Below are 15196 nucleotides of genomic sequence, written 5' to 3' on the forward strand. Positions count from 1 at the left end.
TCAGCGGTTCCGGCGGCTTCCGGCCCAGCCCAGGAAGAAGCCAACGGGGACAGATCTCAGTGCGTTGTTCTGGAGCGGGAACCAGTGGAAATCCTGTTCCGGGAAAAGAGAGTAAGGTGTGCCGGAGACTGTGGGGCTGAACAATTCAAGGAGAATGCAGCACGCCAACGCACCGTAGACAGTCCATAGCAACCCAGACCTTGTGTATCCTTTCCATAGAAGACTGTAGACCAGGGCGGGGAGTACTGCTGAAGCCGTAAGTGCGACAGCGAACGAGCTCAGCGACACAATGCTCCAGTTATGCAACGCAACCGCCAGAAATACACTAAGTACTCCGAAAGTCACTATCACCCAGCGAGCCAATCTCACTTCGCCGCCCTCGTTATCCTCTCCCCGTCCGTCGCCGCGGCCGTACAAGTCGTGGGCCAAAGAGGCCGCGGCCACCGTGTCCGGCGCGGACATCACGTCCGGCGAGCGCGGCGATACTGATGGCGGCGATCACCCGGACGTCCTCGGCCCTTACCGGCGCGCCAGAGCCGAGAACGTCCGGGTCGAGTTCGTGCCGCGCCACCACGTATCCCTGGTCGCGTGTGTCGGCGAGATGAGGGCGCAGCTTGCCCGAACCGGTGTTGCGCCCGCGATGTCCTGACTGCTTCCCGTAAGCGGGGCATGGTCCTGACATGCGAGAATGCTGACATGGGACAGGGGAGGGCATGACCCCTCCTCGCCTACTGCACCGGCTGGTACGCCGCGCCGCCGTCGGCGAGCAGCCTTTCGGCCTCCGCGTAGATCGCTTCGGGCTCCATGCCGAAGTCGATGGACTTGCGGAAGGGCTGGCGCACATCCTTCTCGATGCGCAGGTAGACCTCGTTGCGGTTGCCTTCTGGATCGAAGAAGTAGATCCCGAAGGCGTTGCCGTGCGTGACCTCCTGCTGCACCTTGACCCCTTCCTCCGCGAAGAGCCGATGGAAGTTGCGGATGTCCTCGAGTGACGCCACCCGCCATGAGATCTGGTGCTGCTGCTTGTCGCCTATCGCGGCAGTCCGGCCCTTCTGCAGGACGAACTCGTGGTGCTCCTCATCGGGGCGCGCGCTGAAGAAGACAATGCCGAGCCCCTCGTCCTCGTCGGTAACGGTCAGTCCCATCAGCCGCTCGTAGAAATCCCGCATCTTCGGCAGGTCGTACACCCACAGGCCGGTGTGGCCGAGTCCGGTGATCGCCATGACACCCCTCGCTGTCCTCTTATGCAGGATATGTATCCTGCACTACGAAGCAATAGTACGATCGCCATCAGGAACGGTCAACGACAGAAGAGGTGCACGACCATGCGACTGGCCACGCTTCGCATCCAGGGACAAACCCGCGCGGCACGCCTCGACGGCGACGAGTACGTCCTGCTGCCCCACGCAGACCTCACCGCCCTGCTGGCCGAGGGCGATCACTGGCAGGCTCTCGCCGCGCGGCACGAAGGTCAGCGCGTGGCCGCCGCGGACGCCGACTTCGCGACCCTGGTCCCGCACCCGAACAAGATCATCTGTCTTGGCCTGAACTACGCGACACACATCAAGGAGATGGGCCGGGACACCCCTCGGTACCCGACGCTGTTCGCCAAGTACGACGGCTCTCTCATCGGCGCGTACGACCCCATCACACTGCCCAGCGTGAGCGACCGGGTCGACTGGGAGGCCGAGCTGGGCTTCGTGGTCGGCCGAGCGGCGCGCCACGTCCCGAAGGAACGGGCCCTGGAGTGCGTCGCCGGCTACACCGTGATCAACGACGTGACCGTGCGCGACTACCAGCGCCGCACCCGCGAGTTCCTCTCGGGCAAGACTTTCGAGGCCACGACGCCCGTCGGCCCGGTTCTGGTGACCGCCGACGAGTTCAACGGGGTGGAACCGGACCTGGAGATCCGGTGCGAGGTCGGCGGTGAGGTGATGCAGCGGTCGCGGACCTCGGATCTGCTGTTCGGGATCGCCGACATCCTCGCGTACGTCAGCGACATCATCACACTGCTGCCCGGTGACGTGATCTGCACCGGCACCCCGGGCGGTGTCGGCGACGGCCGTGACCCGAAGGTCTATCTCAAGGAGGGGCAGACCTTGCGGACGATCATCGAGGGCATCGGCGAGACGCGCAACGTCTGCGAAGCGGAGAAGACCGCCTGAGAAGGCCACCGCACACGGCTCGGCGCCCGGCACGGAAGTCCGTGCCGGGCGCCGAGCCGTGTGCGTCGCGAGCGACCAAGAGAAACAGTGACCGGAGTATTGAATTTCAGGACGCATGAGCTGACACTCAGGGCACGGCGTGGCGGCATGTCCGTGCCGCGGCCGACCACGGTCGAGTTCCCCGTATGCGGAGCTCTCGTTCGGCAGGCCCGCGCCCCGTCCGCGACCGCTCCCGGAGACCGAGCGGCAGGGCTGCAGGGCCGCCCCACGCCCTCTTTTCCCCAAGGAGCCTCAGTGTCATCCAGTTCAGGCAGATCTCCGATCGCCCCGCACCCGCTCTCCGAACCGTCACGCACCGCCCGCCGAGTCCTCGTCCTCGCCTCCCTCATCCTGTTCATCGACGGCTACGATCTGTTCACCCTCGGCACAGTGGGGCCCGCCCTGCTGCACTACGGTGCATGGGACGCGTCCGTGGACGGCGCGACGCTGGGGATGCTGGGGATGCTCACCGGCCTCGGCATGCTCCCCGGCTCGGCGCTCGCCGGGTGGGCCGGTGACCGCTGGGGGCGGCGCAAGCCCATGTCCGCCGCCCTGGCCCTGGTTTCGTGCTCCATGCTGCTGTCGGCGCTCGCCCCGAGCCTTGAGGTGTTCGCCATCGCGCGGCTCGGCACCGGCATCGCCGTAGGAGCACTGGCACCGCTCGTCGCCGCACTGGTCTCCGATCACGCCCCGGCCAGGCGGCGCACCCTCCACATCGCGGTCGCCATGGCGGCCGTGGGAATCGGCGGGGCTTCGTCCGCGCTGCTCGGCCATGCGCTGCTGCCCAAGACGCACTTCCAGTGGCTGTTCGCACCAGGAGCACTCCCCCTGCTCCTGGTCCCGGTCTTCCTTCGTCTGCTGCCGGAGACCCCCGGAGCCGCCCTGGCTGAGAACGCGGAGCGGGCCCGTCCGGCCGAACTGTTCGCCGCCGGCCGGCAGCGCGCCACGCTCTTGCTCTGGTTGGCGTCCTTCATGTCGATGGCACTCATCTACTCCACCAGCACCTGGCTGCCGTCCGTGCTCATGAAGTCCGGCTACGACCTGAGCTCCGCCCTGGAGTTCAGCACGGTCTTCACCCTCGGCGCGAGCGCCGGCACGACATGCCTGTCGCTGCTGGCCGACCGCGGCCACCTGCGCGCGGTGACCCTGGGCGGTTTCCTTCTGGCCGCGGTAACACTGCTCGCGCTGAGCACCCAGCAGCCGCGCCCGCTGCTCCTGCTGTTCGCAGCTCTCGCCGGGGTCGGCTCGCTCGGGACGCAGAGCTTGATCGTGGCCTGTATGGCCGCACACTACCCGCCTGGCATCCGGGGCACCGGGATGGGCTTCGCTCTGGCCATGGGACGCATCGGCGCGATCGCCGGGCCCGGATATCTGGCCGCCGTCACCGGGGTTTTCTCCTCCCCCAGGGCGGGCTTCTACGCCTTCGCCCTCCCTGCCGCATGCGGCGCCCTCGCCATCACGGCTCTCCCCCGGCGCACCACCCGCAGCGGGAAGACAGCCGTTCCACCGGCCGTTTCCAGGATCACAGCGCAGTGAGACGTCACAGCATCGCGTCGGCCTCGTCGTCCAAGACCTCGAGCGTGGCGACAGGACCGGAAAGCTCCCTCTGCACGAGCGGCACGGCTCGTCGGCCTCGGCCGGGGACGGGCGCAGGAATGCCGCCGTCCCTGCCGGGTAGGCCAGTCCGGCGCACAAGCAGGACCTTGCCGTACTCCTCGGCATCGGCGACCAGGCGGTCGACGCGCAGGACATGGGCCCGGTCGATGACCGGGCCCATCGGCGTCTGCGAGCCGTCGCCGGGCCCACCTTCACCGGACAGGGCAGCCGTGACCCGGGCGCGCAGTTTCTCGGTGATGCCGTGCGCGAGGATGCGGCTGCCTGCCATACAGAACGGGACTGGCTGAAGAAGAGGCCACCGAGCGGGGCTTTCCCCTCAGTACGAGTCACGTGGGCTGCGTGACCGAGGTGATCGCCAGCGACGCGGCCGCCGAGGACCGGTAGTGGGCAGGCGCCCTACCGGCCCTCGGCGGCCCAGGGTCACAGGGCCGGTTTGAGAAGGATGCGGCCGACGAGGTCGGTGGCGTTCTCCATCAGGGCGTGCGCGTCAGCGGCCTTTGCCAGGGGGAAACGGGCCGCGATCGGGGAATGCAGCCGACCGTCGGCCAGCAGGGCAAGGACGCGCAGTGCGTCCTCGTGGCGCGCCCCCCGGACGCCGACGATGTCGGCTTCCAGGCGGGTCAGGTCGAAGACCGTGAAGGGCATCGGACCTGGGGGGTTCTGCTCCCCTGCGGCCGGGCACAGCCTGCCGCCCAGGCGGAGCGCGTCGAGCGCGAGGCGCAGGAGGGCCGAGCTGGTCGAGTAGTCGACCGCGTGGTCGACGCCCTGTCCGTGCGTCAGGTCCTGAAGAGCGGCCCCGGCCGCTTCCAGATCGGCGGTGAGGACCACCTCGTCCGCGCCCGCATCCCGCAGTCCGTTTGCCCTGTCGGCATGCCGGGTGGTGGCGATGACCCGTACGCCGAAAAGCTTGGCCAGGCTCGATGTGGCAAGGCCCATGGGTCCCGCGGCACCCGTCACCAGGAGAGTGTCTCCTGCCGTGACACGCAGCCGGTCGCGCAGCACTCGGTGGCTCGTGCCGAAGGGCCACAGCGTGACCGCCGCCTGTTCGAGGTCGACGTGATCGGGCAGCGGCAGCCACATGCGTTCGTCGCGCACCAGGTATGCGGCGTACGCGCCCGGGGCCTGGTGGCCGGGGACGGCGATGCCGGTGGAGAGGTTGCCCAGGCCCCGGTAGGTCTCCGGTGCGTGGGGGTTCTCGGGGTGGACGACGGCGACGACGCGGTCACCGGGGCGCAGTGATGCGACGTCGGGGCCGGTGGCCAGGACGGTGCCGGCGGCTTCCCGGCCCAACTGCTGTGGCATCGGGAAGGGGTTGCGGCCGGGCAGTTTCGTACCCTTCTGCAGCCCGCGCCGGTATTTCAGGTCCCAGCCCGACACGGCTGCCGTGTCCACAGCCACCAGCACATCGGTCGGCTGCAGGGGAGGAAGCGGGGTGTGCTTATGGACGAGTTGCTGCGGACCGCCATGCTCATGGACCCAGACGGCAGCGGTGGTGGTGGGCAGTGTCATGCCATCACCTCGCGCAGCGACGCGCCCACTCCCGGAATGTCGTTCGGGCCCATCACTGCGGCGATGTAGCGGTCTGGTTTCACCAGGACGAACCGGTTGCGGGCGGGTGCCAGTGCCTCTTCAAGCCGGCCGTCGGCATCGGCGATCGCGTACCGGCCGGCTTCCGCCTTGGGCAGGCGGTCGTCGAGGAAGACGTCGATCCGGCGGATCGGCCAGGCGATGTCGCGCCACTCGGACCCGTCGAACCGCTGCCAGGCTTCATCGGGCACGTCCACGCCGAGCAGGGCGAATCCGTGTCCGAGGACGCCGTCGAGCATGCGCGGGCGCAGACTCGGGGGGACGAGCACGCGCGGCTGCGGCAGGATGCTGCCGGTCAGTTTGTGTGCTCCATGGACGAGCCCGGCGTCGTGCCGGGCGGGCGGCCGGAACCGCATCTGGGTGAGGTAGCGGCGGCCGGGCGGCGTGAGCAGCAGCGAGCGGGCCGCGATGTCACGGACGAGGGCGCGTCGCTTGTCGGTGGTCATGACGACGTCGCCGAGCTTCTCTGAGTACTTCACCATCGCCGTCGCGTGCGGCCTGCGCTCCGGCTCGTAGGTGTCCAAGAGCCGCTCGGCCGCGCGGCCGTGCCACACCTCGCTGATCTTCCAGGCGACGTTGGCGGCGTCCCGTACCCCGGAGTTGAGGCCCTGCCCGGCGAACGGCGGCATCATGTGGGCCGCGTCGCCCAGTAGCAGGCAGCGGCCGTCGCGCCAGCGGTCGGCGACCACCGCGTTGAAGGTGTAGCTGGTGGATCGTTCGACCTGGTCCTCGGTGATGTGCCGGTAGGGGGCGATCAGTCGGCGGATCGTCTCGAAGTCCGCCTCCCCCTTACGGCCCTCACCGGGGTGCAGGAGAAATTCGTAGCGGCAGCGTCCGCCCCGTCCCGGCACGATCACGGTGGGGCGGTCGGGGCGGCCGTGATGCATTCCGTACCGCTCTTCGTGGTGGTCACCCGTGGTGTCGGCGACCAGCCACACCTCCTCGTGGCTGTTGCCGGTCATGCCGATCCCGCGCAGCTCACGGACGGTGGAGCGTCCGCCGTCGCAGCCCAGGACCCAGCTGAACTGCGCTACCTCACCGTCGCCCGACTTGTCGCCGGTCGTGCGCAGCCCCACCGACACGTGGTCTGCGCACTCGTCGTCGAGCACGGCGACGAGTTCGGTGGAGAACCGGACGTCGGCCCCCGGGCGGGACTTGAGGGCGTCCAGCAGGACGCGCTCCAGTTCCGGCTGGGCGAACTGGTTCTTGAAGGGGTAGCCGAGCCAGTACGGCTGCGGGCCGCGGGCGTGGAAAAGCGGCCGTCCTCTGCGGTCGTAGTAGCGGGTGCCGGTGCCGGGAACGACGGTCTCCAGGACCGGGTCCGCGAGATCGGCCCTGTGCAGGGTGCGCAGGGATTCGTCGTCCAGGCTGATGGCTTTGGCCTCGTCGCTGGTGGACGCGTTGCGTTCGACGAGCACGACCTGGACACCGGAGGCGGCGAGGAGGTTGGCGGCAGTGAGTCCAACCGGTCCGCCGCCCACCACCAGCACCGGGAGCGGGGCAGGGCTCATGGGTTGACCACCGCCATCCAGATCGGCTCCGTCCGGCTCTGCATCGCGGCCACGGCACGCTCGGCTTCCACCAGCGGGAAACGGTGGGTGATGAGGTCGTCGATATCCAGCGCGCCGCCGCCGAGCAGGTTCAGTACGTCCTGCGCGTCGCTGCGGGTGCAGGCGCGTGTGCCGATGATCCGCCAGCAGTTCGCCATGACGGCGACCATGGGAAAGGGCAGCGGCAAGCAGCTGGCGCCCATGTGGACAAGGCTGCCGCCCTTGGCGAGCGCCGCCAGGGACTGGGCGGTGGCCGGCCCGTCCGGGACGAAGTCGAGGACGGCGTCGGCACCCTGCGGCACCAAAGCGCGCAGCGCCTGCGTGAGTCCGTTTGTGGTGCCCCAGTCCGCCGGCAGAGCGTCGAACGCGACCAGGTCCGTGGGGATGTCGCCCGCCAAGGGACGTACCGCGTCGAGGCGTTCGGCGCTGCGGCCGACGAGGATGAGGCGGGCCACGCCGAAGTGGGGTGCGAGCTTGACGGTGGCCGTGCCCATGGTGCCCGTCGCGGCCGTCACGATCAGCGTCGCTCCCTTGGGCAGCTTCGCCAGCTTCAACGCCCTGAGTGCGTTGGCCAGATCGTGCACCTTGGCGCCGACGTCGAAACTGACGGAGTCGGGCAGCCGGTCGACGAGCCAGTGCGGCACGCGGACGTACTCGGCGAGGCCGCCGTCGTGGTAGCGGTCGTACAACGGCATGGGGGCGTCGCCGAAGGCGGCGTGGCCGATCATCGCCTGCTGGGGGCACATCATGTCGCGGTCGGTGCGGCAGAAGTTGCAGCTGCGGCAGTTCAGATTGGGGTGCACCCGTACGCGCCGGCCCAGCGGAATGCCGGTGACGTCGCTGCCGACGCCGACGATGGTGCCTGCGGCCTCGTGGCCGAGCGTCGTGGGCAGGTGTGTGAAGGCCCCCTGGGCAAGCAGGGTCATCATGCCGGGGGCGAGTCCGGCGGAGGCAACCTTGACCAGGACGTCCTGCGGGCCCGGCTCCGGTACGGCGATCTTGTTCAGTTGCAGTGCGCCGGATCCCTTTCGGGCTCGGGCGGCAAGCATGGCAGTCATGGGTGTGGCTCCTTGAGGTGTGCGGAGGAGTCAGGCGCGCAGGGTGGCGAGCCGCTGCGGCGAGCAGGGTTCGGCCGTCCTGGAGGTCTCGGCGACCTGCGGGAGTTCACGGTCGGAGTACAGGGCGATGAATTCGGTGTCCTCCGCGCTGATGCTCGTGTGTGCGAGGCCCAGCGGGATGCGGACGAAATCGCCGGGGCCGAGTTCGACGATGCCGCGCTGGGAGACCAGGGTGCGGCGGCCGCTGATCTGGTACTGGATCTCGTCCGCGTCCAGGGTGCGCTGGTAGACGCGGCCGTCGGAGGCGGGCAGGCGGATGGTGGCGAGCCGGAAGGAGGCGGAGCGGTAGAGCCAGGTCACTCCGTGGTCTTCGGACCGGCGCAGCACCTGAAGCCGGTCCTTCTCCGCATGGACCTGTTCGAGCAGGACGCGCTCGTCCACGGGGAACACGGTGATGTCGTGCCCGGGGGTGCCCATGCACTGGGTGACCGCCTCGTTGACCGCTCCCGCTTCCCAGCCGGGAAAGGCGGGGAACACCGGCTCCGACTGGCGTGCGGCCGCGCGTTCCTCCGTAACCGGGGCAGGCGCGTAGAAGAGGAGGTGGCTCTCCTTGCGGCCGTAGTTGTCATGGGCCACCCCGCGCGGTATCCGGGAGAAGTCGCCGGGGCGGTGCTCCACCACGCCCAGTTCGGTCATGAGGGTACGCTCGCCCGCGATCTGGTAGGAGAGCTCGTCGACGTCGCAGTTGCGGTGGTAGAAGGGCTGACGGTTGTCCATCGTCTGCCACTCCACCCGCACCTGGGCGCTCTCGTAGACTCCCCGCGGCGGCGCGAACGGCTGCGCCGAGTATTCCTGGGGGAAGTGCACCACCGTCAGGGGATCGTGGCCGCGCCCCGGTTTGAGGGGCAAGGGGCTGGGGTGGGGAGGGGCCAGCAGCTGGTCCTCGTCTCGTTCGACGGTCCGCGGCGGCTGTTCGGAGCAGACAACCTGAATGATTTCCCGCACGGTTCCCATGGGGACTACCTCGCTTCGTTGAGTGGTGGACCGTCCGGGTGTGCTCAGGCGGTCTGCGGCAGGTGGCGCTTGAGGAAGGTGTGGGTGCGCTGCCAGGCGGTCTCCGCCGCATCAGCGCGGTACATGTGCGGGCGGGCGTCGCAGGCGAAGGCGTGGCCCGCGCCGTCGTACACGTAACTTTCGAAGGTGACGCCGGCGGCGTTCAGCGCGGCGTCGATCGCTGCCACCTGATCGGCGGGAATGGTCGGGTCGTCGGCGCCGACGTGCAGCAGCATGGGCGCGTCGATGGACTTCGCGCGGTCGAGGACGGCGTGCGGCCCGGCGGCGATGCCGGGTCCGTAAAAGACGACGGTAGCGGCCAGACCCCTGATCGCGGTTGCGGCGGTGAACGCGGCGCGGCCGCCGAAACAGAAGCCGTTGATGGCCGTGCGGGCGGTGGGGATGCCCTCGGCCTGCGCCAGATGTGTCAGGACGGCTTCCACGTCGGTGACGATGGCGTCCGTGCCGATCGCTCCGATGAGCGGCATGGCTTCGGCGTGCTGCTCGTAGCCGAGGGTGCCGGCCCCGTTTCGGTGGAAGAGGTCCGGGGCCAGGGCGAGGAAGCCGCGGGCGGCATAGCGGTCGGCGATGTCCTGGATGTGATCGTTGACGCCGAAGGCCTCTTGAAGCACGACGACGGCCCGGTTGGCCGGTGCGGCGGGACGGGCGACATATGTGTGCATCGGGCCGTCCGCGCTCGGCAAGGTGACCCAGTCGGTCGTCACGGAAGTGGGAGGGTGCTGGTCGCTCATCTTTCGGTTCTTTCGTCTGAGATGTGAGCGGGCTGAGAGGAACGGAGCCGTCACCCGGCGGTCTTGGACGGAGTTTCCTGTACGCCAAGAGCCTGGTCCGGTCTGTTGCGGGGCCTCAGATCGAGGCAGGGCGCGTCACACTGCCCGGCCGGTGGCTGCGAGGCGGAGCAAGTAGCGCCAGCCCGCCTCGATTTGGCTGTGCGGCCAGCACTCAGCGCGCTTGGCGCGGGCTTCGTCCACGTCCGAGTGAGTGCGGAGGCTCCCGGCGCTGAGGGCCTTCAGCTGGATGAGGCAGGCACGGTTGAGGAGTACGGCGTGCATCACCGCGGCGGGAACGCTGTGTCCGGCTGCCACCAAGCCGTGTTTGGGCATGAGCGTCGCCGGCGCGTCACCGAGGGCGGCGGCGAGCGCCTTGCCGAGCTCCGGCGTGCTGACCAGGGCGCCGGTGTCACGGAAGCGCGGGACGTCCTGGCCGCCGAAGACGGCGCCTTCGTGGGACACGGCCAGTAGTGGCACATCGAGCGCGGCGAAGGCGACGGCGTCCGGGGCGTGGGTGTGCACGGAGCAGACCGTCTGCGGCTGCGCGCGCAGCACTTGAAGGTGGATATGGCATTCCTTGTGGGGGGCGCCCTCGCCTTCGAGTACGTCGGCTTCGAACGAGACGAGCTGGAGCCGGTCCTCGCGGACCTCTTCCAGCCCCCACCCCGGGGCTTTGATCCAGATACCGCGGCCGTCCGGGTCGCGTACTGCGGCATGCCCCCACACCATGTCGCCCTGGCCGGCCGCCGCCAGTGCGTGCGATGCCATGACGGCCAGGTCCCGCGCCTCCTGGGGAGTCATGGCGTCGGCAGGGCGTCGTAGTAGCGGGCCGCACCCGGGTGCAGGGGCACGGGGGTCTTGCCCATCGAGACCGGGTCGAGGGGGTAGGTGATGGGGCTGCGCTCGGGGGCGAGGTGGCGGTACTGGCCCTCGATGATGTGCCGTGTCTCGCCGAGCACCCAGGCGATCGCGTAGGCGACGTCTTCGGGCAGGTCGGCGCGGGTGAGGACGAGGAAGTCGGAGAAGTCCAGGGTGCGAAAGCTCCGGCAGCCAGGGAAGTGGCCCTCGTCCACGATCGCCGCGGGCCAGCTGTAGTCGTCGCGCAGGCTGTCCAGGACCTCCTGCTCGACCTCCAGGAAGTTGAGGCCGGTGCCGATCTCCTGCCAGGCGGGCAGCATGTATGCCTCGTGGACGATGGCGTCGGCCCGGCCGTCCCGGACATGGTCGAGGGTCTCGAAGGGCCGCTCGTCTTCCAGGAGTTCACCACCCCATCCCAGTATGTCGACGCCGGAGCGGGTCAGGAGTTCGTGGGCGGCGAGTCCGACGTAGTTCTCTCCGTCGTGGATCGCGGTGGCGAGCTTCAACGCCGGCTTGTTCTCGCGCAGTTCGGCGAATGAGGTGATGCCGAGGGACTTGCGTATCCCCATGACGAGCCGGTCGCGCTGCGGCACCACGCCCAAAGCTCGCAGCTGCGGAAAGCTCTCTTCCCGGTAGACGCCCCGCCCGTCGAGCGCGGCGGTGGCGAAGGCCGCCGGGGTGGTCATGGCGACGTCGACCTCCCCTCGGCCGACCGCGCGTACCGCGTCGCTGAAGCCGCGGCTGTTCCAGATCGCAACCCTCGTGTGAGGGCCGCAACGGTCAGTGAGCTCCTGGGAGATCCAGCCGCACACCCGGTGCAGGTTGGCGCTGCCCCAGTCACCCCGCAGATGAAGCGTGAGGGATCGGTCGATCTTGGGCTCTTGGGGACGTCCATCCCTGGCCACCTGCTGAGACATGTCACTCCCTGAGTGGATGGCTTCCGCTTCCTGATAATAAGGACTATGGTCCTGTCATGCGAAAAAGACTAGCCCTAGAGGTAATTCGGTCGCAACATGGGGCGCCCCTGGCGGTGGCCCCCCAATCACAGACCCCCACACCCCCGGGGATGCTACCTCTAGCACTAGAGGTAATGGGAAGAGGGAACCCCCTGTCGCGTGCCTCCCGAGCCCGGTGTTGGTTGCAGGAGTCAGCCGGCGGGGCGCTTGCGCGTGGTCGTGTGCTCCGCGATGAGACGCATGGCCTCCTCACGGTCGCGTTTGTCCAGCGCGTCGATCAGTGCGGTGTGCAGTCGGCACCGGTCGTGAATGTGCTCGGGCAGGGAGCTCTCACCGTCCGGGCGTACAGCCAGCGCGTGCTTCTCGATGAGGTCGAGCAGGCTGAGGTACAGCGAGCGCAGGAGGGTGTTCGGGCTGACCGCGGCGATCCTCGCGTGCAGGCGCCAGTTGGCGCGGATGAACGCGTCCGGGTCTTCGGCGTCCGCAGCGTCCTGCATCTCCCGCAGGGGTATGCGCATGTCCTGGATGTCGGCCGGCGAGGCGTGCCAGAGGGCGTCCTCTATCAGCAGCGGATCGAGCGCGTTGCGGATCCGTACGGCCTCCGAGACATCCGACGCGCCAGAGTCCAAGGCCAGGACCGAGTGGCCGAGCCGCACCATCGGGGACTGCTCCGCCGCAAAAAGGCCGCCGCCCGGTCCCGGCCTGACTGTGACGAGAGCCCGCGCCTGCAGCAGGCGCAGCGTCTCGTTGAAGGTGCCCACCGAGACGCCGCACTTCGCCCGCAGCTCCTCCTTGGTCCCCAGCCGCGCCCCTGGTTCAGCCTGAGCGACCAGGGCCGCCACCACGTCCGCAGCCACGTGCGCCCGCCCCTGCCCGCCGGACTGTCCCCAGTCGCCACGCCGCAGCGCCGGGAAGTCCGCCGTTTCCCGGCCCGCGCCCTCACCCCGGCCACGCTTTCCGTCGACGCCGTCCTTCGCCATCACGTCACTCCCCTCGGACCCTGCCGTCCCGGCCCGCAGGCCTCCGGCCCGCCACGTCTTTGATTATGACGAATAGCCTCTCACCTCTTGACGTGCCGCGTAAGCCCGATGCAGCATCATCATAATCATCATGATGAATGGAGATCCCGTGGTCGCCATACTTGGTGAGCAGGAGTTAGGTGACCTCATGGCCGGTGTCTGCGCGCCTGTAACGATCGTCGCCGCAGCCCAGAACCACATCCCGTACGGCACCACCGTCAGTGCCTTCGCCTCGCTCTCGCTCAGGCCTCCGGATGGTGACCGTCACGCTCGACCGGGGCTCGAAAATTCTCGCTGGCATCACCGCTACCGGATGCTTCAGCGTCAACATCCTCAGCCGTGTCCAGGGCAACCTCGCTCTGGGCTTCGCATGACGTGGAACCGATCGCTTCGCCAACGTGGACTGGTGATTCGACCACGGTCTGCCCCGCCTCACCGACGCTCCGGGCTGGCTCGTATGCGACACGACCGAGGCCGCTGAGGGCGGGGACCACGGCCACCGCACCCTCGGCGCGCACTCCGCGTATGCAGACCGCCCGCGCCGCGCCATTACCGACCACGTGGAGGCGTGCGCCTGCTGACCTCCGTCGGCCCGCGTAAAGCCGCGAGGACCTCTCGGACCTCAAGTCCGGTTCCCGTACCACATAAAGTCACTCTGAAAGGCACTGCGCATGATAGAGATCAAAGATATCGACCCCTCACTCCCGTTCCTGACCCAGCTTAACGGCGAGGACGACGGGCAGCCGATCACCATCATCAATACATTCGTCGCCCCCGAGGGGCAGGTCGATGCGGTCATCGAGGTCTGGCGCAAGGATTCCTTCGTGATGAAGGCCCGGCCCGGCTTCGTCTCCGCGCAGTTGCATCGCGGCATCGGCGACAGCCGCGTACTGACGAACGTGGCCGTCTGGGAATCCCTCACGGACCTCAGGAACGCTTTCAACAGCGCGCCGTTCCAGGAACTGCTCCCCCTCTACCCGGACGGTTCCCTCTCGTATCCGGTCCTGGTGCGCAAGACAGCCGTGGCCGGTGTGTGCGTCGCATGAGCCCGGCCCCGCAGAGCACCGAGAGCGTCTCCTTTCGTGATGGAGCACTGGCAGCGCCACTCGGCGTACATGAAGACCCAGCCCTGTTTCATCTCCGCCCAGATGCACCGAGGCATCGGCGACAGCCGCACACTGGCCAACCTCGCCGTGCGGGAATCGGGTGATAACGCAGGGCGGTGAACTGGGCCTCGATGCGATTGAACCAGGAGCTGTTGGTGGGTGTGCAGGCCATCTCGACGTTGTTTGTGCTGGCCCAGGTGCCGACCCGCTGGCACCTCTTCGTGGTCGGGTGCGGGGAGAAGTTGTCACAGACGATCGCGATGCGGACCTCGGGAGGATGGAGACCGCGCGGGTAGCGGCAGAACTCCAGGAATTGGGTGCGCTTCTTGACCGGCTTGATGGGCCCATGGAGCTTGTCCTTGCCCAGGTCCAGGGCGGCGAACAGATGCCGCACGCCGCCATGGCGGTTGTAGGTCACCCGCCGCCTGCGGCGCGGTGCGTGGTCGGGGTCCTTGTGCCTGCCTCCGCGTTCGGCCCACTGCCGGCCCGGGTGGGGCATCAGGTTGAGCGGCCCGAACTCGTCAGAAGACGACTTCATTTGGCATTCGGCCCGTTCGCGGTGAAGTCCCGCCGCAGCAGGTCCGGCACCGGGGCCGCTTCCGGCTCGGGGACCGTGGTGCGGACCTTCTTGCGCAGATGCACGCCCTGGACACCGATCCGGCGCATCACCCGCTCGACGCGTTGATGGTTGACGCCGATCCCGGCGGCCTTCAACTCGGCTGTGATGCGCGGGATGCCATAGGTGCCGTCGGACTCTTTGCGGATATCCCGGATCCGCCTCGCGAGGCGGGCATCGTCCCGGGCTCGCGCCAGGCGGGCCGGGGCGGCCTTCAGCCACCGGTAGAACCCGGACCGGGAGACCTCCAGGACCCGGCACAGCAACTTCGCGGTCCTCCGCAGGATCTCCCGCTCCGTCGCAGCTCCCTGATCCGAGCCTGAGCTGCTTGTTCTCCTCCTTCAGCACATCGGAGGCTACCTCGTCCCTCTGCGCCGCCCGCGGTGAGCCGCCTGCTCCCGCCGTGTGGCCCTGCCCTGCCCGCTCGGCCCGCACCCAGCTCCGCAGCGTTCCCCGGCTGATCCCCATCCTTGCCGACACCCTCGGACGTGTTCTTCGGGTCCGACAGGTACGACGCGACAGCGTCCCCCTTGAACTCCGCCGAATACACCTCCATCACCATGCGTGACATCTCATCCTCTGGACCCGCAAGGTCCAGTGTTCAAGGTGTCCACGCTCAGGGGGAAAGGCCCGGGCAGGCGCGCAGGGCGGCTGCCCCCATCTGTGGACTGCGGCAGCCTCCGCACAAGGCACCCGTGGTTCTGGTCCGACCAGTCCGACCTCAAGCTCCAGCTGACCGGCCTGCCCTGATGCCGACCGGGTGATGGTGCGTGGCGATTCG

General features: G+C 68.6%; 15 protein-coding genes and 2 pseudogenes. 3 read left to right on the forward strand and 14 right to left on the reverse strand.

Going from position 1 to position 15196, the window contains the following annotated elements:
* From ACIBBH_RS03535 to ACIBBH_RS03545, 3 genes are read right to left on the reverse strand one after another with little or no spacing between them, the layout of a single operon-like run.
* Complete coding sequence (locus ACIBBH_RS03535) at window positions 1-462, reverse strand: hypothetical protein (protein WP_399402679.1); 462 nt, start codon at window positions 460-462, stop codon at window positions 1-3.
* The gene (locus ACIBBH_RS03540) at window positions 383-844 is read right to left on the reverse strand and encodes an IclR family transcriptional regulator C-terminal domain-containing protein (protein ID WP_399401521.1); all 462 of its coding nucleotides are present in this window, start codon (window positions 842-844) and stop codon (window positions 383-385) included. Before ACIBBH_RS03540 ends, ACIBBH_RS03535 begins: the two co-directional genes overlap by 80 nt.
* Complete coding sequence (locus ACIBBH_RS03545) at window positions 729-1223, reverse strand: VOC family protein (RefSeq protein WP_399401523.1); 495 nt, start codon at window positions 1221-1223, stop codon at window positions 729-731. Before ACIBBH_RS03545 ends, ACIBBH_RS03540 begins: the two co-directional genes overlap by 116 nt.
* Before the next feature lie 102 nt (window positions 1224-1325).
* Here ACIBBH_RS03545 and ACIBBH_RS03550 point away from each other — a divergent pair, with 102 nt between their 5' ends.
* Together ACIBBH_RS03550 and ACIBBH_RS03555 are read left to right on the forward strand one after the other, a co-directional pair.
* Complete coding sequence (locus ACIBBH_RS03550) at window positions 1326-2165, forward strand: fumarylacetoacetate hydrolase family protein (protein WP_399401525.1); 840 nt, start codon at window positions 1326-1328, stop codon at window positions 2163-2165.
* 294 nt (window positions 2166-2459) lie between these two features.
* A complete protein-coding gene (locus tag ACIBBH_RS03555) occupies window positions 2460-3740 on the forward strand; it encodes an MFS transporter (protein ID WP_399401527.1) in 1281 nt (426 codons plus the stop codon).
* 4 nt (window positions 3741-3744) lie between these two features.
* Here ACIBBH_RS03555 and ACIBBH_RS03560 read toward each other — a convergent pair whose 3' ends face one another.
* The 9 genes from ACIBBH_RS03560 to ACIBBH_RS03600 all read right to left on the reverse strand — a co-directional run bounded on the left by ACIBBH_RS03560 (window position 3745) and on the right by ACIBBH_RS03600 (window position 12654).
* Entirely contained in the window at window positions 3745-4089 is a 345-nt protein-coding gene (locus ACIBBH_RS03560) for an aldehyde dehydrogenase family protein (protein ID WP_399401529.1), read from the reverse strand.
* A 152-nt stretch (window positions 4090-4241) separates the two neighbouring features.
* Window positions 4242-5330, reverse strand: a complete 1089-nt coding sequence (locus tag ACIBBH_RS03565) for a zinc-binding alcohol dehydrogenase family protein (RefSeq protein WP_399401531.1) — start codon at window positions 5328-5330, stop codon at window positions 4242-4244.
* The gene (locus ACIBBH_RS03570) at window positions 5327-6919 is read right to left on the reverse strand and encodes a bifunctional 3-(3-hydroxy-phenyl)propionate/3-hydroxycinnamic acid hydroxylase (protein ID WP_399401533.1); all 1593 of its coding nucleotides are present in this window, start codon (window positions 6917-6919) and stop codon (window positions 5327-5329) included. The genes ACIBBH_RS03565 and ACIBBH_RS03570 overlap by 4 nt, the downstream gene beginning before the upstream one ends.
* Window positions 6916-8016: an alcohol dehydrogenase catalytic domain-containing protein gene (locus tag ACIBBH_RS03575; protein WP_399401535.1), complete on the reverse strand. Its 1101-nt coding sequence runs from the start codon at window positions 8014-8016 to the stop codon at window positions 6916-6918. Before ACIBBH_RS03575 ends, ACIBBH_RS03570 begins: the two co-directional genes overlap by 4 nt.
* A gap of 30 nt (window positions 8017-8046) precedes the next feature.
* The gene (locus tag ACIBBH_RS03580) at window positions 8047-9021 is read right to left on the reverse strand and encodes a hypothetical protein (protein ID WP_399401536.1); all 975 of its coding nucleotides are present in this window, start codon (window positions 9019-9021) and stop codon (window positions 8047-8049) included.
* Window positions 9022-9074: 53 nt separating this feature from the next.
* Window positions 9075-9821, reverse strand: coding sequence for a dienelactone hydrolase family protein (locus ACIBBH_RS03585; protein ID WP_399401538.1), 747 nt, complete (start codon window positions 9819-9821; stop codon window positions 9075-9077).
* A gap of 135 nt (window positions 9822-9956) precedes the next feature.
* Entirely contained in the window at window positions 9957-10628 is a 672-nt protein-coding gene (locus ACIBBH_RS03590; RefSeq protein ID WP_399401540.1) for a class II aldolase/adducin family protein, read from the reverse strand.
* Window positions 10629-10657: 29 nt separating this feature from the next.
* Entirely contained in the window at window positions 10658-11635 is a 978-nt protein-coding gene (locus tag ACIBBH_RS03595; RefSeq protein WP_399401542.1) for a TAXI family TRAP transporter solute-binding subunit, read from the reverse strand.
* Between the two features lie 230 nt (window positions 11636-11865).
* Window positions 11866-12654, reverse strand: a complete 789-nt coding sequence (locus tag ACIBBH_RS03600) for a FadR/GntR family transcriptional regulator (RefSeq protein WP_399401544.1) — start codon at window positions 12652-12654, stop codon at window positions 11866-11868.
* Between the two features lie 710 nt (window positions 12655-13364).
* On the opposite strand from ACIBBH_RS03600, the gene ACIBBH_RS03605 reads away from it, so the two are divergent.
* Complete coding sequence (locus tag ACIBBH_RS03605; RefSeq protein ID WP_399401546.1) at window positions 13365-13739, forward strand: antibiotic biosynthesis monooxygenase family protein; 375 nt, start codon at window positions 13365-13367, stop codon at window positions 13737-13739.
* A gap of 163 nt (window positions 13740-13902) precedes the next feature.
* Here the strand turns inward: ACIBBH_RS03605 and ACIBBH_RS03610 are convergent.
* Both ACIBBH_RS03610 and ACIBBH_RS03615 read right to left on the reverse strand, forming a co-directional pair.
* Window positions 13903-14322 (reverse strand): annotated as a pseudogene (locus tag ACIBBH_RS03610) (IS630 family transposase); the annotation flags it as partial.
* A 14-nt stretch (window positions 14323-14336) separates the two neighbouring features.
* Window positions 14337-14977, reverse strand: a pseudogene (locus tag ACIBBH_RS03615) (IS3 family transposase); the annotation flags it as partial.
* Window positions 14978-15196 lie beyond the last annotated feature (219 nt).

Source organism: Streptomyces sp. NPDC051636 (assembly GCF_044453765.1).
Classification (GTDB): Bacteria; Actinomycetota; Actinomycetes; order Streptomycetales; family Streptomycetaceae; genus Streptomyces.